This is a genomic window from Fortiea sp. LEGE XX443 (assembly GCF_015206815.1).
Taxonomy (GTDB): domain Bacteria; phylum Cyanobacteriota; class Cyanobacteriia; order Cyanobacteriales; family Nostocaceae; genus Nostoc_B.
This window is the reverse complement of sequence record NZ_JADEXZ010000093.1, coordinates 1-19076: the sequence shown is the minus strand read 5'-3', so window position 1 is coordinate 19076 and position 19076 is coordinate 1. Positions and strand designations below refer to the sequence as shown.

The 19076-nt window shown below is 41.6% G+C and carries 20 protein-coding genes; 8 read left to right on the top strand and 12 right to left on the bottom strand.

Annotated features, from left to right (window positions below):
* Positions 1–266 precede the first annotated feature (266 nt).
* From def to IQ259_RS24040, 3 genes are all read left to right on the top strand, one after another.
* Positions 267–830: a peptide deformylase gene (gene def / locus IQ259_RS24050; protein WP_193888533.1), complete on the top strand. Its 564-nt coding sequence runs from the start codon at positions 267–269 to the stop codon at positions 828–830.
* A gap of 10 nt (positions 831–840) precedes the next feature.
* Complete coding sequence (locus IQ259_RS24045; RefSeq protein WP_015111729.1) at positions 841–1044, top strand: hypothetical protein; 204 nt, start codon at positions 841–843, stop codon at positions 1042–1044.
* Between the two features lie 172 nt (positions 1045–1216).
* Positions 1217–1417: a hypothetical protein gene (locus IQ259_RS24040; RefSeq protein ID WP_193888532.1), complete on the top strand. Its 201-nt coding sequence runs from the start codon at positions 1217–1219 to the stop codon at positions 1415–1417.
* Positions 1418–1420: 3 nt separating this feature from the next.
* Here IQ259_RS24040 and IQ259_RS27655 read toward each other — a convergent pair whose 3' ends face one another.
* The 9 genes from IQ259_RS27655 to IQ259_RS24000 all read right to left on the bottom strand — a co-directional run bounded on the left by IQ259_RS27655 (position 1421) and on the right by IQ259_RS24000 (position 8555).
* Positions 1421–1549, bottom strand: coding sequence for a hypothetical protein (locus tag IQ259_RS27655; protein WP_255525549.1), 129 nt, complete (start codon positions 1547–1549; stop codon positions 1421–1423).
* Positions 1550–1627: 78 nt separating this feature from the next.
* Complete coding sequence (locus IQ259_RS24035; RefSeq protein WP_193888531.1) at positions 1628–1975, bottom strand: hypothetical protein; 348 nt, start codon at positions 1973–1975, stop codon at positions 1628–1630.
* A gap of 676 nt (positions 1976–2651) precedes the next feature.
* Positions 2652–3581 (bottom strand): LysR family transcriptional regulator, encoded by a 930-nt coding sequence (locus tag IQ259_RS24030; RefSeq protein WP_193888530.1) that lies wholly within the window; start codon positions 3579–3581, stop codon positions 2652–2654.
* Between the two features lie 268 nt (positions 3582–3849).
* On the bottom strand, positions 3850–4617 hold the full coding sequence (locus IQ259_RS24025; RefSeq protein ID WP_339383986.1) for a BMC domain-containing protein: 768 nt from the start codon (positions 4615–4617) through the stop codon (positions 3850–3852).
* Positions 4618–4794: 177 nt separating this feature from the next.
* Positions 4795–5541 (bottom strand): transferase, encoded by a 747-nt coding sequence (locus IQ259_RS24020; RefSeq protein ID WP_193888529.1) that lies wholly within the window; start codon positions 5539–5541, stop codon positions 4795–4797.
* Positions 5542–5748: 207 nt separating this feature from the next.
* Positions 5749–7401 (bottom strand): ribulose bisphosphate carboxylase small subunit, encoded by a 1653-nt coding sequence (locus IQ259_RS24015; RefSeq protein WP_193888528.1) that lies wholly within the window; start codon positions 7399–7401, stop codon positions 5749–5751.
* 98 nt (positions 7402–7499) lie between these two features.
* Positions 7500–7799: a EutN/CcmL family microcompartment protein gene (locus IQ259_RS24010; RefSeq protein ID WP_193888527.1), complete on the bottom strand. Its 300-nt coding sequence runs from the start codon at positions 7797–7799 to the stop codon at positions 7500–7502.
* 8 nt (positions 7800–7807) lie between these two features.
* Positions 7808–8155, bottom strand: coding sequence for a carbon dioxide-concentrating mechanism protein CcmK (locus IQ259_RS24005; RefSeq protein ID WP_015111750.1), 348 nt, complete (start codon positions 8153–8155; stop codon positions 7808–7810).
* A gap of 91 nt (positions 8156–8246) precedes the next feature.
* Positions 8247–8555, bottom strand: coding sequence for a carbon dioxide-concentrating mechanism protein CcmK (locus tag IQ259_RS24000; RefSeq protein WP_006276527.1), 309 nt, complete (start codon positions 8553–8555; stop codon positions 8247–8249).
* Between the two features lie 645 nt (positions 8556–9200).
* Here IQ259_RS24000 and IQ259_RS23995 point away from each other — a divergent pair.
* The 3 genes from IQ259_RS23995 to IQ259_RS23985 all read left to right on the top strand — a co-directional run bounded on the left by IQ259_RS23995 (position 9201) and on the right by IQ259_RS23985 (position 13914).
* A complete protein-coding gene (locus IQ259_RS23995; protein ID WP_193888526.1) occupies positions 9201–11057 on the top strand; it encodes an NAD(P)H-quinone oxidoreductase subunit F in 1857 nt (618 codons plus the stop codon).
* 132 nt (positions 11058–11189) lie between these two features.
* Positions 11190–12686, top strand: coding sequence for an NADH-quinone oxidoreductase subunit M (locus IQ259_RS23990; protein WP_193888525.1), 1497 nt, complete (start codon positions 11190–11192; stop codon positions 12684–12686).
* Between the two features lie 97 nt (positions 12687–12783).
* Positions 12784–13914: a CO2 hydration protein gene (locus IQ259_RS23985; RefSeq protein ID WP_193888524.1), complete on the top strand. Its 1131-nt coding sequence runs from the start codon at positions 12784–12786 to the stop codon at positions 13912–13914.
* A gap of 125 nt (positions 13915–14039) precedes the next feature.
* Here IQ259_RS23985 and IQ259_RS23980 read toward each other — a convergent pair whose 3' ends face one another.
* From IQ259_RS23980 to IQ259_RS23970, 3 genes are all read right to left on the bottom strand, one after another.
* A complete protein-coding gene (locus IQ259_RS23980; protein WP_193888523.1) occupies positions 14040–14348 on the bottom strand; it encodes a P-II family nitrogen regulator in 309 nt (102 codons plus the stop codon).
* 4 nt (positions 14349–14352) lie between these two features.
* A complete protein-coding gene (locus IQ259_RS23975; RefSeq protein WP_193888534.1) occupies positions 14353–15324 on the bottom strand; it encodes a sodium-dependent bicarbonate transport family permease in 972 nt (323 codons plus the stop codon).
* Between the two features lie 255 nt (positions 15325–15579).
* Complete coding sequence (locus IQ259_RS23970; RefSeq protein ID WP_193888522.1) at positions 15580–16539, bottom strand: glycosyltransferase family 9 protein; 960 nt, start codon at positions 16537–16539, stop codon at positions 15580–15582.
* 150 nt (positions 16540–16689) lie between these two features.
* On the opposite strand from IQ259_RS23970, the gene ispD reads away from it, so the two are divergent.
* The gene (ispD, locus tag IQ259_RS23965) at positions 16690–17370 is read left to right on the top strand and encodes a 2-C-methyl-D-erythritol 4-phosphate cytidylyltransferase (RefSeq protein ID WP_193888521.1); all 681 of its coding nucleotides are present in this window, start codon (positions 16690–16692) and stop codon (positions 17368–17370) included.
* Between the two features lie 286 nt (positions 17371–17656).
* Positions 17657–18211, top strand: coding sequence for an SMC-Scp complex subunit ScpB (gene scpB, locus IQ259_RS23960; protein WP_193888520.1), 555 nt, complete (start codon positions 17657–17659; stop codon positions 18209–18211).
* Positions 18212–19076 lie beyond the last annotated feature (865 nt).

Here is a 19076-nt window from a genome sequence, read left to right as displayed (position 1 = left end):
CCTTTTAATTGCTGTGCAGTTTCCTTCAACAAATGCTTTAGTGAATCTGTTAATTCCATTGACACCTATGCACATCCAAAATCGAATCATCATTGAATTTACTACAAAAAGGGAAGGGAAAGGTTGCCGTTAGCAACCTTTCCCTTCCCGCCACCAGAATGATTATCATTTTCATAAGTTGTATACTTTATTCTCTGGAAGTCCCTTAACTGAGATTGATAGAATTGAGTTAGTAGGAATTTGCACAATTAAGCCATCAAAAAATCATGCCCTCTGAAATTGCTGTTGAGAAAAAAAAGTTAAAAAATCCGCCTTTGAAACTGCACTATCTGGGCGATCGCGCACTGCGTCAACCTGCAAAACGCATTACAAAAATTGATGACGAACTGCGTCAACTGGTGCGGGAAATGTTGCAAACTATGTACAGCAGTGATGGCATTGGTTTGGCTGCGCCCCAGGTAGGAATTCATAAACAACTAATTGTCATCGATTGCGAACCAGATAACCCAGATAATCCACCACTAGTATTAATTAATCCCACAATTAAACAAGTAAGCCAGGAAATCTGCGTTGCTCAAGAAGGATGTTTGAGCATTCCCAACGTTTACCTGGATGTGAAACGTCCCGAAGTCGTAGAAGTTGCTTACAAAGATGAATATGGCCGTCCCCAGACATTAAAAGCAACCGACTTACTCGGACGCTGCATTCAGCACGAAATGGATCACCTCAATGGTGTAGTATTTGTAGATCGGGTAGAGAATTCCTTGACTTTGGCACAGGAGTTATCTAAGAATGGCTTCTCGTATCAAGCGGTGAAACCAGTAGCATAGGGGGCTAGTAGTGTATTTAACTCCAAAAAGCGGTTTGTTTCTAGGTGCGTCTTGCATAACAGCGATCGCCGCAGTCGGTTCGGTGTTTGAACTCAGTTATGGACAACCAGATTTAGGCTTCCAAACTACTGCAATTATTTTAGGATTAAGTATTCCTCTGACAGGATTATTTTTTATTGCCGCAGTGAGGGACGCAAGGGCTAACATTAAATAAGCATCAGGTATATAAAAAGGTAAAAGGATGACAAAACACCAAAGTTCACCCTTTTACCTTTTATTTTTCTCTACTTCTCAACTTCGGTAACTCGGTACTCAATACTTTTTAGGTAAGCAGGTAAAATTTATCTTATGGGTAGAAAAACGCCCTAATTAGAGAGGAATTGACTGTGGAGCCGAAAATTAACTGCGCGGAAGCCTGCGTCAACGGTTGCATTTTAGGGGATAAATGCCCCAATATCGAGTTTAGAGAAGCAGCCTCACAATTTATCAAAGAGACTTCTTTGGACGAAATGCTGGCGATCGCTGAAGAACGCCTACGTAAAAAAATGACGGAACCGCCAAAATGGGTATTTCCTGAAGATTCTTAGATGCTAAACAGCGTCTGGCTCGATATTTAATTCTCGCAGTTTTGCGGCTAGGCGATCGGTATGTTGTACCTCCTCTTGCACAAATTCTTTTAGTGTGACGATTAGTTGTCCTTCAGGCGTAAGAATTTTCAAAAGAGGAAAAGCGGTAAGCGATCGCCAAGGCCGTTCGCGGTAGCGCCTCTGAAAGAGAAGCGATCGCTTTTTATCTTGCTATGCCTCCAAATACTCTGCGACTGCTGCCAAATCTTCCATTGCTCGATTCAGGCGATTTAGCATTACTTCGGCTACTTCCGGTTGAGCGCTGGCAGTTTCTAGCTTTTCTCTTAGATGACGATCTAAGGCTTCTATCCACAGTGACAATTCCGTATGACGAATTGCTGTGAGTAGCCCCATATTTCTTAACACAGCCAAATGGAACCCAAGTTGGTTTTGTCCACCATAGCCTAGATATCCGTCCCACAGTTCCAACTTTTCTGGAGTAAATTCTACATACTGATCAAATGTAATACCCGCTTTTTCTAGTTGGGGTTGCGGTAGTGGAGGTTGAGAGTTACTCATAGTCATAATATTGCCAACCCTGCTTAAAATTTTTTGTAAAAAATAATTTATAATTCCTATATCTTTCCAGTAGCTGCTCAAAAAATAGGAGATTTTTGCTTGCAAAATAACCAGAATGAGGTTCGTTACATTGCAGTTAAAAAGACTATTTTTATCTTTATTTGTAGTCTACCTTTTTTGTTACTATTGGCTCTACCAAGCTTATTTGATAGAAATGAATTTACTCGCTCTTGGTTGAGAATTCCTGCTCAATATCCATTTAGTTTTTCAATATCTTTGTTTGTTGCTCTCTCATTAGGTGCTGCTACCTTATGGATTTTTAGGAAACAAGAGCAACATCTTAGTTTACCACCAATCATTAGTTACTGGCAGTGATGTAATAACTAATTCCCGTTCCAAGCCTGTTAACGAGACTACACCTCATCTCGTAACTAAGGCTGTATCGGTGTAAGCTGTCACAGCTACTACTTGGGTTGGGACTGTTTTTCGCCAAGAATATGTTTCCGGGTTCACCACTGCCAGTTTTCCTTCGTATCAAATCACACTGCTGATTAATTTGGATTAGTTAAGGTTCTACCCATCAAGCAACGTGGAACTTTTTGCATTACCAAGGATGAAAAAGTATCAGAGCTAGTATTGTTTACTACTCACCAGGTTCACACTAAAAATGAAAGACTTAATCAACTGTACTGAAAGCCAGAATTTCGGTCTGCTCAATAAACTTCTTTGCAGCATCAAGTAAATACTCATAATAAGTCCGAGCCACAATCGATAACTGTTTACCTGCGGGATAAACCATGTACCAAGATCGCTTAATTGGGAAGTGTTGTACATCCAGAATGCTGAATTCTGCTGCATCTGTCAGTAAGGTATGACGAGACAAAACAGAAATTCCTAAACCACCTGCGATCGCTTGTTTAATTGCTTCATTACTGCCTAGTTCCAGCTTAACTTTTACTTTTACCTCATGTTCCTCCAACAGATTCTGCACAGCACGGCGAGTTCCTGAACCTGGTTCTCGCATAATAAAAGGTTGATCATTTAACTGTTGAATAGGAATATTTTTTTCCTTCGCTAGTGGGTGATTAGCAGGTGCAAATACTACCAACGGGTTATCTAAAAATGGTTCACAATTCACATCTAAATGCTCTGGAACCTGACTCATAATATATAAGTCATCCAGATTATTCGTCATCCGCTCGATAATTTTTTCGTGGTTTGTGACTTGCAGAGAAATATCAATTCCTGGGTAAAGTTCGCAAAATGGCCCTAACAAACGTGGGATAAAATATTTTGCTGTAGTAATTACTGCCAAGCGCAATTGTCCTTGTTTTAGCCCTTTTAAATCAGCAACTTTCATTTCAAACTGGGCAATAGTCTCAAAAATCTGCCGACAAGTAGCGAATAATTCTCTACCTGCTTCTGTCAAATATAAACGTTTCCCCACCTGCTCAAATAAGGGCAACCCCACCGATTTAGTCAATTGTTTGATTTGCATCGAAACAGTGGGTTGGGTAAGAAATAGTTCCTCAGCCGCACGGGTAAAGCTGCCGTGTCGCGCCGCCGCCTCGAACACCTTCAACTGGTGTAGCGTCGCCTGGTTCAAGGGTGATTCTCCTCTAATAGCGATTCTATAGATATAAAACTAGTATCACTGAATACCTGCAAATAATGCTGTGTTGCTCATACAAAGTTATGAGTTTTAGTATAGAGAAAAATCTATTTTCGCTATTAGAAGAAAGATATTTGACTTATAGTTCAGAGAAGTTATCATCAAAACAACAAGCGAAGCGTAAGATGCCTTTCAGCTAAAGATGGATGCTGAATACTGAATGCTGAATGAGGATTTCCTGCAATTCATCACTCATGATTCATCATTCATCATTCCATAATTCTTCGGGAACTTTCACCGGTAACTTAGTCAAATCTGGTAATTGCAGTACTTCTATTTCGGCGACTTGCTCCTTGATATTAATTGGCAACTTTAATGGTTGCCGTTCTTCTATCCAGCAGCTTGCGACAGGTAAAGTTTGTTCTAATTCATCTAAAGGCCTAGGAATGACCATTACTGCGTTCAATTCCCCAATGCGTTCTGCCTCAAACATACCAGCTTCCACGGCTACTGCGACATTAGCAACAGAGCCACGAATAATGGCTGTACATAAACCCGAACCAATTTTTTCATAAGCTGCCAACTGTACATCAGCAGCTTTTAGCATGGCATCGCAAGCTCCTACCATCGCTGGAAATCCCCGTGTTTCCACCAGTCCGATAGCTAAGTTACTCAGACGGCTATAACTACCTTCTTCCATATATTTACTTAGTCTATTGGTAATTGGCAGTATTACATCAAGGTTGGGAAAAGGGCGAGGAATCACCAAGCTAGAAACCAACTGCCCAAACTGTTCAGCAGTTTGGACACCAGACTCAACTGCTAAACGTACATCAGCAATTCCACCCCTGACAATTGCCGTACAATGACCACTACCAATTTTTTCATATCCAACTAAGTGAACCCCAGCTGATTTAAGCATCATGTCAGCTGTCCCAACTATTGCAGGAAAGCTGAGGGTGGATACCAAACCCAAGGCGGTATCCTTGAAGCTATCTCGCTGACGCGATGCCCGATTATATGTTTCCACTTGAATTCTCCAGGATACTCACAGTAAAGCATGTAGATGCCCTTTGGGCAGCTTCCCTAAGGGTGGGCTGAAGGATAAAGGGTAAAGAATGAAAAAAGTGATTTTAGACTTCATCCTTCATAATTCATACTTCATACTTAACTCTTCATACTTCAGAGGACAACTTACAATTAACACTTATTCAGGCGGTTCGTCAGAAATAGGATTGTTCAAGGTTTGCCTATGGGGAAATAATGTAGTTAACAGCCTTTGAATACTCCCTTGTCCATAAATTTGAGTGCCAAAAATCTCGGATGAGTCGGGGTTGTCAGAACTAAGTTCTGATGCACTAGCCGCAGTTGCAATTTCCTCAGTCGGAGGAGGTTGGGCAGTCGGTGTAGGCGCAGATGGTGATACAGAAACAGACTGGTGCTTCAACTCAAAGAAAGCTGAGGCTGTGAAATTAGTTGAGGAAGCTGAAATTACCTTTTCCTCACTCTCCCTTAAATTATTGTCCTCTTCTTGTGACTGTTGAGGATCTGTAGAAGCCGGTTTATGCGTGGATGGTTCCTGTGGTTCTATGAAACTAATCGGACGACTAGTGTCTCCTAAAACCGAACTTGCTGGTACTACTTGTGCCGGTTCTACAGAACAATGAAAAACTGTTGTTGCTGCTCCAATACAAGCATTAGCACCAATTTTGCCCCTTCCCACCATCAAAAAACCGGCTCCCAAGTTGGCTCCTGCTTCTATTTCGAGGGTTCCTTCATTAACTTGCAGAATCGACCCCATCCCAATACATACACCTGGGCCAATAATGATTTTGCTGTTGGTAGCCGCTTGGAGTATCACACCAGGTGCGATGACTGCACTTGGATGAACAGTCACCTCGCCACTAATGTAAGGCTCAAAGTTATTGTGGAGGCGCAGTGGCGGCACAGACATGGAAAATTAAACCTCGGAAGATAGAAGTGCCGAGTGCTGAGTCACCGAAGTTTGCTCAACGGGGGGAACCCCCGCACGCAACTTCTCGCTGAGTGCTGAGTAAAATTCAGCATCTTTAATCACTTACAGTTTAGGGTTAGTGTGACTAAATATTCTGGTTCAAAGTTAAGTCAATGCTTTCAACTCAGCACTTTCAACTCAGCACTACTATGGACGTTGAATGATTGTTTCCAACACCCGACGCTTGGCTTTGGGGTCAATACCAATCAACCGCACGTATTCACCTGGATATTCATGGAGGTATACTTCTAAAGCTGCGATCGCATCTCTTTCAGATTTTGCCTCAATTTGACCGCAGCTAGACCAAGAACCTGTACGGAAACGTCTTTGATCTACGTGTTCTGCACTGATTTTATAACCGCCAGTCAGTAACTGTCTGAGTTGGTCTACAACTTCTGTATTCAACCGGGTGCTAGTAGCTGTTGCTGTTGTACTAGCTGCACTAGCATAAGGTTTTTGACTACTAGGTGCAGCAACAGGGCTATTTGGTCGTTGAACAATACTTTCTAATATCCGTCGTTTGGCTTTCGGGTCAATGCCAATCAAGCGCACATACTCGCCTTGATGGTTGTAAATACATTCTTCCAAAGCAGCCACAACTTCATTAGTCGAAGTTGCTTCAATAGGTTTGCAACTAGCCCAGGAACCTGTACGGAAACGGCGCTCATCTACATGTTCAGTACCAATTTTGTAACCACCAGCTAATAGCTGGCGAATTTGTTCTACGGTTTCAGTACTAATTGTGCCACTACCACTACCATTGCCATTGCTGTTACCGTTACCATTGTAGCTGAAGCTACCTGTACTAGCAGGGGCTTTAAAGGTTGTATTTGCTGTCACCACACCATCTGGGCGTTGAATAATCGTTTCTAACACCCGTCGCTTACCTTTAGGGTCAATACCAAATAAGCGCACATAGTCACCACTGTGGTCTGCTAGACAGGTTTCCAATCCTGATAAAGCTTCACCGACGGATCTTGCTTCAATTGGTTGGCAGCTAGTCCAAGAGCCTGTACGGAAACGTCTTTGATCTACGTGTTCTGTACCAATTTTATATCCTTGCTCCAACAGATAGCGCACCTGCTCTATTATTTCTCCACCCAAGCTATTGCTTGCCACTTCACTACTCCTTTCCAACTCTAAAACAGTAACACCATTACTTGTATAAGATTTAGCTAATTCATCCCGGATGGGTGCAATACATTTGCTATCCGCAGCACAACGATAACCAGTCCGCAGTGCCTGATTAATTCCCACTACGTGATGGGCAAATTCCTTGTCTTGGTCTTGCACATCTGGCAGACGGTCAGCTTGCTGCTGGCTGGTAATTATCGCTCCCGACGGTACATATTTACCAGGGGGAATTTCTACATCTTGAATTAAAGCGTGCATCATCACGATGCAGCCTGCACCCACTCTGGCATTAAATACTGTGGAGCGAAAGCCAATAAAGCAATTATCCCCGACATAAGCTGGGCCATGAATAAGAGCCATGTGGGTGATAGAAGCATTTTTACCAACCCAAACCGAATAATTATTGCCATCATCGCCAATAACTCGGCCTTGCTCTAATCCATGAATCACGACACCATCTTGGATATTGGTATTCTCACCGATATAAAAAGGCGTACCTTCATCCGCTCTAATCGAAGTCCCCGGAGCAACGATTACATTTGCACCTATCAGCACATCTCCAATAATGTTGGAGAAGGAGTGTACAAATGAGGTTTCGTGAATTTCTGGCACAGCTAAATTTTTTGACCACGGGGTTGGGGGTGCCGCCGTGCTGCTGACTGCCATCGCAAGATTCCTCCTGAATTAAGCTTTTTTTCAATGCTCAATAGTCTATGGTCAATAGTCCATAGTTTACCGACTGTTGACCGTTGACTGTTGACTATCTATATCTGATCTTTTTTACTGTAAATGAGGCGATCTTGAACATAAATGGTATCAATTATCGCCACCACTGCTGCATCCAAAGGGCGTTGTTCGTTGCCAAGAATTTGACGAGCGGCACTGCCACGACTAATCAGCACCCACTCATCGACTCCTGCTCCGACAATATCTGCTGCTACCTCGTATTGTGGCAGGATATTTCCTTCTTCATCCACTAATTGCAACAGCAGCAGTTTCACACCTCTAAGACTTGGCTCTTTTTGGGTGCTAACTACTGTGCCACGTACTTTGGCAATCTGCATTATTTATGTTATGGTCTTCTGCCGCCGAAAGGACGAATTGCGTTCACATTTTCCCGGAATTGTTCTACATCTTCTGTATACCGAATTGGTAGAACGTATTCCAAGTTTTCATGAGGACGGGCAATAATATGAGTAGACAGTACTTGTCCACCATTGACCCGCTTAACTGATTCAACCCCTGCTGCTACAGAAGCTTGCACTTCCGAAACATCACCCCTAACAATTACTGTCACCCGACCACTACCAATTTTTTCGTAGCCTACTAAAGTAACACGCGCCGCTTTTACCATTGCATCAGCAGCCTCTACTACTGCTGGAAAGCCAAGCGTTTCAACCATTCCCACTGCGATTGACATTAGTTCTCATCCCTAAATTAAACGTTTTTCAAACAAAACAAAAGCCAAGCTCAAGAAGGCAACCCCGTTACTTACTTTGTTGATTCAGCTTTTAAGTGCGAAACTGTTCCACAGCTTCTGTGTAACGAATCGGCAAGACGTATTCCAAATTTTCATGGGGACGGGCAATGATGTGAGTTGATAGCACTTCACCACCATTTACTCTTCTTGCCGCTTCTATTCCTGCTGCCACTGAGGCTTGTACCTCAGACACGTCACCCCGCACAATTACGGTCACGCGAGCGCTACCAATTTTTTCATATCCTACCAAAGTTACACGGGCAGCTTTCACCATTGCATCAGCAGCTTCTACTACTGCTGGAAAGCCCTTAGTCTCAATCATTCCAACTGCAATTGGCATCGCAGAAACTCCTAAAATTTTAATCCAATCAGTACTGTGGTTTGAAACTTTTGACGGGGAAGCTCATCTTGAGCTAAAAGACACTTCCAAAATAAGCATAGGAAAGCTTGGCTCCCCTGGCAATATAAATTAGTATAATAGTTTGTGATAAAAAAGTTTTAAAAAACTTAATTCTTTGTTATGCCAGGGTTCTGCTCTCTTTAAGTCCAGCAGTTACAAGAGCAGCCGCTTATGCTTTATAATTTCTTCATTACATATAAAAAACGCTATTCATAGCCCAGATTAATTTCTTCTGGCGAGGAAGGACAAACTGTTGCATCTTTTGCAGTTTCTATCTTTCCTCTGTTTTGTAGTATGTTGACAGTAATAACTAAAAACCAGATAAATTTTTTAAATATATCTTATAAACTTCTCTGCTAAAAGTTAGAAATAGAAATTTACAAATGAGTATGATCTAAGTGAAAAAAAGAGCATTCAAATATGTAAATTAAATATAATCGAACTCTATGCAAAAACATTTAAGTAAAAAACACTTATGGCAAATTAAGTAAAACACTAATTTAGTTTTGACAGTATTTTTTTAATCAAGGGTTGTTTTCTAACAGATAAAAAAGTAATGCTGCGTCGTCAAGGTACACAAATTAAATGAATCAGTTTCTATTTTCAACAAGTTGGTGCGTGCCTTTATACAGCTTAATAGGCGCACTTTTAACTTTGCCCTGGGGGATGGGAATAATTAGGAGAACAGGACCTAGACCCGCGGCCTATTTCAACTTGTTGACCACCGTTGTGGCTTTTGTTCATAGCTTATTTGTCTTTAAAGATATTTGGAACAGAGACCCAGAAAATTTACTGATTAGCTGGTTTAAAGCGGCGGATTTAAACTTATCCTTTGCTTTAGAACTCTCGCCTGTGAGCGTTGGGGCAACAGTTTTAATTACAGGGTTAAGTCTGTTAGCACAAATTTACGCCCTAGGCTATTTAGAGAAGGATTGGTCGCTGGCGCGATTTTTTGCCCTACTTGGTTTTTTTGAAGCAGCCTTGAGTGGTTTAGCAATCAGTGATTCCCTGTTTCTCAGCTATGCTTTGTTGGAAGTTCTTACCCTTTCTACTTACTTGTTGGTGGGGTTTTGGTACGCTCAACCTTTGGTAGTGACGGCGGCGAGGGATGCTTTCTTAACCAAGCGTGTGGGAGATTTGTTATTGCTGATGGCTGTAGTGACCCTTTCTAATTGGGCTGACAGTTTGAATTTTTCTGATTTGTATGAGTGGGCGCAAACAGCGAACTTAAGTCCAGTAGCATCAACTTTATTGGGGTTGGCATTAATTGCAGGTCCTGCGGGTAAGTGCGCGCAGTTTCCCTTACACCTGTGGTTAGATGAAGCCATGGAAGGGCCAAATCCCGCTTCAGTGATGCGGAATTCCCTCGTGGTAGCTGGTGGTGCTTATCTACTATACAAACTGCAACCAATCTTAGTTCTATCACCAGTGGCATTGAATGCCTTAATTGTGATGGGTACAGTGACCGCAGTGGGTGCGACATTAGTATCGCTGGCACAAATTGATATTAAGCGATCGCTCTCTCATTCCACAAGTGCATATATGGGACTAGTGTTTTTGGCGGTAGGCTTGCAACAAGGCGGTGTAGCCGTAATGTTGCTGTTAACTCATGCGATCGCTAAAGCATTATTATTTATGAGTTCCGGCTCAATTATATACACCACCAGCACCCAGGATTTAACAGAGATGGGCGGTTTATGGTCGCGGATGCCAGCCACCACCACCGCCTTTGTTGTAGGCGCGGCTGGAATGATTACATTACTACCACTGGGAAGCTTTTGGTCTATGCTGGCATGGGCTGATGGTTTGGTAACGATTAGCCCTTGGGTAATTGCCGTTTTAGTCATTGTGAATGGTTTGACAGCCTTAAACTTGACCCGCGTATTCAGGTTGATCTTTTGGGGTACACCCCAACAAAAAACTCGCCGTGCGCCTGAAGTTGGCTGGCAGATGGCATTTCCAATGGTGACGCTGACCATACTGACTTTAATATTACCCCTCATGCTTCAGCAATGGTACTTACTACCAGATAGAGAAAGTATTAACTGGTATGTAGTATCAGTACTACTTGCTTCTACTGTATTAGGAGTAGGTATAGGTTCTACAATGTACCTGCATAAAGCTTGGTCAAGATCAAGAATGCTGGCGTGGCGATTTTTACAGGACTTGCTGGGTTACGATTTTTACATAGACCGCATCTATAAATTGACAGTAGTTGGAGCAGTAGCATTGCTGTCTAAAATATCTGCTTGGAGCGATCGCTATCTAGTCGATGGTCTAGTAAACTTGGTTGGTATTGTCACCATTCTCGGTGGGCAAAGTTTAAGGTACAGCATTTCTGGCCGATCTCAAGGATATATGTTGACCATCCTCGTAGTTGTCAGCGCCCTAGGTTTCTTCATTAGCTGGTCATTAGGACTTCTAAATAACTTGCATTTTTAAAAGTGCTGTAAAGCCCTGCGGGCATGGCTGCGCTTAGAGCGTAGCGGGGCGCAAGCCCGTGCTGAGTAAAAAATACTAATCTCTAATCCCTACCCCTATTCCCAACTCCCTACTTCCTATTCCCTTTAATTTATGCTGAGTGCATTAATTTTGCTACCGCTATTGGGTGCGGCTTTAATCGGTTTCTGGCCTACTGTCCTGGATGCAAAACTCGCTCGTAGTATGGCTTTTGTCTTTGCTGGGCTGGCTTTTGTGTGGTCAATTTTTCTGGCAATTCAATTCAACCCAGGAGAAATTAACCAACAGTTTAGCGAGTTTGTCCCTTGGGTAGATGCTATAGGGTTAAGTTATAACCTCGGAATAGATGGTTTATCTTTACCGCTACTGGTTTTAAATGGACTGTTAACTTGTATTGCCATCTCCAGCAGCGATATTTCCTTACAGCGTCCACGATTTTATTACTCACTCATACTACTCCTAAGCACCGGGGTCACTGGAGCCTTTCTCGCCCAGGATTTACTCCTATTTTTCCTATTTTACGAACTGGAATTAATTCCCCTATACCTATTAATTGCCATTTGGGGTGGTGCAAAAAGAGGTTACGCCGCCACAAAATTTCTCATCTACACTGCCATATCCGGCATTTTGCTTTTGGCAAGTTTCTTGGGTATGGTTTGGCTGAGTGGTGGTTCTAACTTTGCCTTAGCCAACTTAAATGCAGCATCCTTACCATTAGCAACTCAACTCTTATTACTGGTAGGGATTTTGATTGGGTTTGGGATTAAGATACCCCTTGTTCCCTTCCACACATGGTTACCCGATGCTCACGTTGAAGCCTCCACACCAATTTCGGTGCTGTTAGCTGGAGTGCTGTTGAAATTGGGAACTTATGGTTTACTGCGATTTGGCATGAACTTGTTACCCGACGCTTGGAATTATGCCGCACCTTGGTTAGCCACTTGGGCAGTAGTCAGTGTACTTTATGGTGCATCCTGCGCGATCGCTCAAACTGACATGAAAAAAATGGTAGCCTATAGTTCCATTGGGCATATGGGCTATGTGCTACTAGCAGCTGCCGCGGGTACACCTCTGAGTGTATTGGGTGCCGTCATGCAAATGATTAGTCACGGCTTAATTTCTGCCTTGCTGTTTTTGCTAGTTGGAGTAGTCTACAAAAAAGCTGGTAGCCGTGATTTAGAAGTCATTCGAGGACTATTAAATCCAGAAAGAGGAATGCCAGTTATTGGTAGCTTGATGGTTTTGGGAGTTATGGCCAGCGCTGGTATACCGGGAATGATCGGTTTTATTTCCGAATTCATCATTTTTCGGGGTAGCTTTGCAGTTTTTCCAGCGCAAACCCTACTATCTATGCTAGGAACTGGCTTGACTGCGGTTTACTTCCTCATCTTAATGAATCGGGCATTTTTTGGGCGCTTATCTGCACAGGTAGTTAATTTACCACGAATATATTGGAGCGATCGCCTGCCATCTGTGGTGTTAGCTATGCTGATTGTGATTTTCGGCATCCAACCCGTTTGGTTATCTCGCTGGATTGAACCAACAATCACTGCCATGATGAATGTAGATCACGTAGTCGCAACAGTTTCTGTCGAGAAGCCAAAAAAATAGAAATTGGGGATGAAAAAGAGTCATTTGTAACTCTTTGCGTCCCCTCTTCTCCCCATCATCCCTTCATCCCCCGCATTCCTCATTTGGAGAAATAGCAATGGTAACCATGAAAAAGAAGCCAGCTAATCATCCTTTAGCTGACTATGTTGCAAAATTACAAACAGGTGGAGCATTACTACCTGATAACCCAGAAAATGTTTTAGAAGTAGTTGGCATCCTCAAAAGCTATGGTGTAGTTTTAGATGCCTACTCCAATAATCTTATCTACATTGCTGACCATCAATTTTTAGTATTTTTTCCCTTTTTTAAATACTTTAACGGAGAGTTTTCTTTTCAGAAATTACTCCGTCATTGGTGGCACGATCGCATCAATTATGAATATGCAGAATATTGCTTGAAAGCCATGATGTGGCATGGTGGCGGTGGATTAGATGCCTATTTAGATACAAAAGAATTTCAAGAACGAACTAAAGCAGTTATCACCGCAAAATTTAAAAATAATCCTTTTATTTTGGGATTGAATCAACTGTTTCCTGACTTTTTAATTGAACAGTTGCGCGTTTCGGCTTACTACAGTGGTTTAGGTCAATTCTGGCGAGTTATGGCTGATATTTTTCTCAGCTTATCAGACCTCTATGATCAAGGCAAAATTAAATCAATTCCCCAAGTTGTAGACCATATTAAAGCAGGCTTGGTAGCAGATGCTCTAAAGCCGATTACCTATGCAGTAAAAATTCAAGATCAAGTCTACGAAATGATTCCAGAAAAAATTGGTTTAACATTTCTAGCAGATACAGCAATACCCTATGTCGAGGCAGTTTTCTTTAGAGGAACTCCTTTTCATGGCACAGTTTCCTACAATGCTCAAGCCTATCAAATTCCTCCAGATCAAGCCCGATTCCAGTATGGTGCTTTGTATGCCGATCCTTTACCCATTGGTGGTGCTGGTATTCCTCCTACCTTGCTGATGCAGGATATGCGGCATTATTTACCAGAATATTTACACGCCGTTTATCGTCGTCAAATTCGGGGTGAAGATGATTTGCGGGTACAAATTTGTATAAGTTTCCAAAAGTCGATGTTTTGCGTCACCACAGCAGCAATTTTAGGATTGATGCCTTATCCTATTGATACCCAAAATCCATCAGAGCAAAATGCTAATCGAGTTTATTTGGAAAAATGGATGGATAGGTTTGTCACTTCACGGTTAAATGATGTTAATAGCTAGAGTGCTGAGTAAAAAACGCTAGTACGCTAAGGTGTGAATAAAGCACCAATTACAAACTGCTTTCAAGCTGACTGTAAGGATTTCTTGATTTCACACTTCACACTTCACACTTCACACTTCATACTTCATCCAACACATCTAGTAGTCTCAATTTCCATTGCATCAGAAATAAAACAAACTCCGCCAAACTTATTGAGAGTTTGGCGAATATTTGATTCTACCAAAGTCAATTTGTCGGGGGGAAAAAAGGCAATGATATAAACATTGTCTAGCATTGTCATAGCCAGATCATTTGCAACTTTGCCTCTTGTTCCTTTGCCGGCTACATCTTTAATAACTGAGTGTCCAACTACACCTGCCTTTTCTAAAGCTTCTAAAATCTTACCGAGTTCGACATAATTAGCAAATATTTCTAACCGTTTCACTGGCTGCATTGTTTCATCTCCACAATATATTAATGCCGTATAAATATAGGGGTATACCTACAATAATATTAAAAGGGAAAGTCACAGCTAGAGCAGTAGAAACATATAAACTCGGATTAGCTTCAGGAACAGTTAGCCGCATGGCCGCTGGTACAGCAATGTAAGAAGCACTGGCACACAGAACGGCGAACAAAAGACTATCTCCTTGTGGCATTCCGATCGCTTTGGCAATTAATAAAGCTATTCCAGCATTGAAAATTGGTACTAGTATCGCAAACAGAATCAGGAAAACACCTGTTTTTTGCAGATCTTTGATTCTTTTGGCAGCTAACAGTCCCATATCTAACAAAAAGAAAGTCAGCACACCGTAAAACATATCTTGGGTGAAGGGTTTTAAAGTTTGCCAGCCATGTTCTCCGGTTAAGACACCCATCAACAGGCTACCAACTAGTAAAAATACAGAACTATTCAGGAAAGCTTCTTGTAATATTTCTGACCAATTGAATTCGCGATCGCTTTCATTTATTGTGAAAACGTTAACTAATATTAAACCCACCACAATTGCTGGTGATTCCATCAGGGCAAGGGCTGCAACCATAAACCCATCAAACTCAATACCGAGTTGAGTCAGGAAGGAACTAGCAGTGATAAAAGTAACAGCACTAATGGAACCATAGGTAGCTGCGATCGCAGCTGCATTGTAAGTATCTAGCTTGACTCGCAGAATAAAAAAGGTGTAAACCGGGACAATGCACGCCATCAACATCGCAGCTAAAAGGGTGAGGATAACTGCTTGATTGATACCACTTTTAACCAGTTCCACCCCACCCTTAAACCCGATGGCAAACAGTAAATACAAAGAAAATAGTTTAGGTATAGGTGCAGGAATTTCTAAATCCGATTTAAGTAACACCGCCAGCATTCCCAGAAAGAAAGCTAACACAGGTGGATTCAAGATGTTAGATATTACCAAGCTGACATCCATTTCCACCATGCCTCCCAAAATTAGCTAAATACTCATAAATAAGTTTAGGGTAATATTGTACACATCTAAAATTCTTTTGCTCAGTTAACCGCGATCGGGTACGGTAGTTCTGGTAGGGGAGAGGGGTTTTAAAAATAAGTCGCACATCGCATTAGATATATAAAAATGGTGCGGTGCTGGCACTCAGGAGCCAAGTTTCACCACACCATTTTGTATTTTTGGATAGTTGCTGTTTTCGCAAAATCCCAAATGGTATTAACCGCCCCAAATTTTCTCGGAAACTGTTGTGGGTGAAATATCTGCCACTTTCCCAGTCGGGGATTTAATGGCGAGGAATTTTTCACTTTTTGGTAACAACTTCCCTGGATCTGAGGAACCAAATAGACCGATGGTATAGGTTTGGACTGCAACACTCAACTGTAATGGCGCACTTTCGGTAGACAGCATCAAGTTTGCCCCCGCAATCATGGCTGTCAACTTACCTGCATTATCAGGAGATGTCACCTTAATTCCAGGACAGGATTCTCGGAGCGATCGCACAAATAGTTCATCATCAGCACCTTGAATGACAACTACAGGCATATCTGGCTGCTTCAGTTGAAATTCTTGAACAATGGGCTGCCAATTCTCAACAGGATATATTTTATCAGCACCTTGAACCCGCGATGCTGGATCAACACCACCATAAATCAAAACGTAGCCTGTTTCATTCACTCCCAAACGTTTTTGTTCATTTTGTGACCATTCAATATCTGCTTTTGGTACATTTACCGCTAACTCTGGCAGAGGTGTGGTGATACCTAATGGTTTTAGCAAATCGTGATACGCCGCTGCTGCATACTGGGATGGATTAAACGGCAGAGCATGAGTTAGAAAAACTGCTCCTTTGCCTTGGAAGCCGATACGCATAGGAATCCCTGTCAACCAGAGCATCAGTCCCACTAGCCAACTTTGCCCAAAAGCAATGGCGACATCATACTCGCGATCGCGAATTGAGCCTACCAAATTACCCCAATCTGCTAAACTGTTACGATCTTTATAATCAAAGGTTAGTACCTCGTGAACTGACTTGCTCACCCGGTAGGCAGCCTTTGACTGAGGTTCCGTAACGACATGTATCTGAGCGTTGGGATAATAGCGCTTCAGATCATCTAAAGTCGGAAAGAAGAGAATTTGGTCGCCAATTCCGCCAGGTACAAGGGCTACTACTCGCATAATAATTATTGACGCTTACTCGCTCCTTATTTTAGGGGAATATAGGTATTGGGAAGTATGAAGTATGAAGTCGGAAGTCTGAAGTGTAATATCTATAATATTTCAGCCTTTGGCCTTCATAAGTCCCTAGTTTTGTGATTGAGGAATTCTGTGTATTTATTAATTCCATCTGCCGGAGTTGGCAAAAGAATGGGTAGCAACCGTAATAAACTCTTGCTTGAGGTGCAGTCAAAACCAATTATTGCTTGGACTCTATTGGCAGCCGAAGCGGCAAGTTCCATCAATTGGATTGGGATTATTTCTCAACCTAGTGATTGGCCAGATTTTAAGGACATTCTCGCTGATTTGCAGTTAACTAAACCTGTAGAACTTATTATTGGCGGTACTACCCGTCAAGAATCTGTTTACAACGGCTTGCAGGCACTACCACAAGATGCCGAACAAGTATTGATCCACGATGGTGCTAGATGTTTAGCTACACCAAATTTACTTAATGCTTGTGCTGAAGCAATTTGTCATTGTGGTGGTTTGATTGCCGCCATACCAGTCAAAGACACAATTAAAGTTGTTGATGAAAGTGGCATAATTCAAAGTACACCCGACCGACAGCATTTGTGGGCAGCGCAAACTCCCCAAGGATTTAACGTCAAATTGTTGAAACAGTGCCACGCAGAAGGTGTTCGTCAAGGTTGGGAAGTGACTGACGATGCCGCTTTATTTGAAAGGTGCGGTATGGAAGTCCGCATTGTTGAGGGTGAAGAGACAAATTTGAAAGTGACAACTCCCCAAGATTTAGCGATCGCTGAATTTATTCTCAGCCACCGACAATAAAATGTGGGCATAAGAGCAATTATATATATTGAGAATTGTTAATATACCTTTTGACTTTTGCAACAATAGCTAGTATGATGCCACACACTTATTAATTGTCAGTTAAGTAGAAAGGTGCAAATAAACCGAACTATGTAACGGAAAGTAAAGTAGCTTGAAAACCTCTTCCCTTCTGCCCTCTGACCTCTGCCTCCTGCCTTGTCATAACGACAATTTTAAACACCGACCTACTTATCAGTCATCCGTTGTCAGTTAAAAGTGACTATTGACCATTGACTAACGCCTAATGAAAACAGCTACCGCGACCAAGACAGCAACAAAAATAGAAGCGATTCTCTACTTGAAAGGTAAACCTTTGTCGCTCAGTGAAATAGCCGAGTATGCCGCTTGCGATCGCGCCACTGCCCAAGAGGGCATAATTGAACTCATAGACAATTATGCTCGCAGAGATAGCGCCTTAGAAGTTGTTGAAACCACGGATGGTTATAGCCTCCAACTGCGGTCTGATTTTCATGATTTAGTGCAAACACTGATTCCTGTAGAATTAGGACTAGGTGCATTGCGTACCTTAGCTGCGATCGCCCTCAATAGCCCCATACTGCAAAGCGATTTAATTAACTTGCGAGGTTCAGGTGTTTACCAACACGTTCCTGAATTAGTCGAACTCGGTTTTGTCAAAAAACGCCGAGATCAAGAATCGCGTTCCTACTCGTTACAAATAACACCAAAATTTCATCAGTACTTTCAAATCGAGCAACTTCCCCAACCATTTGACACCCAAGAACAACAACTAGAACTAGACCTCGCCATTGAAGAGGAATTAGCAGAAGTTAGAGACTAGAGGCGAGAAAAGAGATTTTTTCACAGCATAAGCATAAACATACACAAGCAAATGCAGTAACAATAGTGACAGTTGAAAATCTTTAGGCTAACGTAAGTAAGAGTTTTGTATAACTCAGTAGATTAAGTATTTATTCCATAAATAAACAGAGTTAACTTTGATACTACCCACATTCCGCACCCTTAACTGTCACCATCGGTTATTACGGGAGCAAATTTAGAAAAAAAGAGTAAAAGAATACATTTATCTAGAAAAAAATACATTTGGGATAGAAAAATTGCTCAAATGTATTCTCAAGAAGAAGCAATAAATAACGAGGGTGGTTTAAGAGAAAATTTGATAATATAATTTTATTCTTAGAGACTTAAAATATCATTGTAAATTATAATTATCTATAAATAAAGTTAAAAACGCCATAAAAACTGTAGCTCATGAATTTTATTAATGAGTCAAATTGGATAAATAAAATATTAATATTATTCATAAATCAACTTATATATCTATAGTAATTACGGCAAGCTTCTGGGAGGAATAGGAGAATGTACTTCATTTCGGATGTCAAATTTAAAAATTCTGTTTTTTGGTGAAAAGTCACAAGATGAACTGATTGAAAACATTGAAATATCCACCGCATTGTCGGATTATTTATAGCTTTTCCTAATTGATTCTTTACAGTATAGTTGAAGGATTTTAAAGCCGCTCTAATCTCTCTTTGTGCTAGAGTATAAACTAGCAAACCAGAAATGTTGAATGCTGATACAAAAATTTACATATATAGTTACACTAACTCTATTAAGCCTAAAATAGTCAGCATGACATCATCTCCTCAAACCAATGAACGTAACTGATTTTCTGACACATGCAA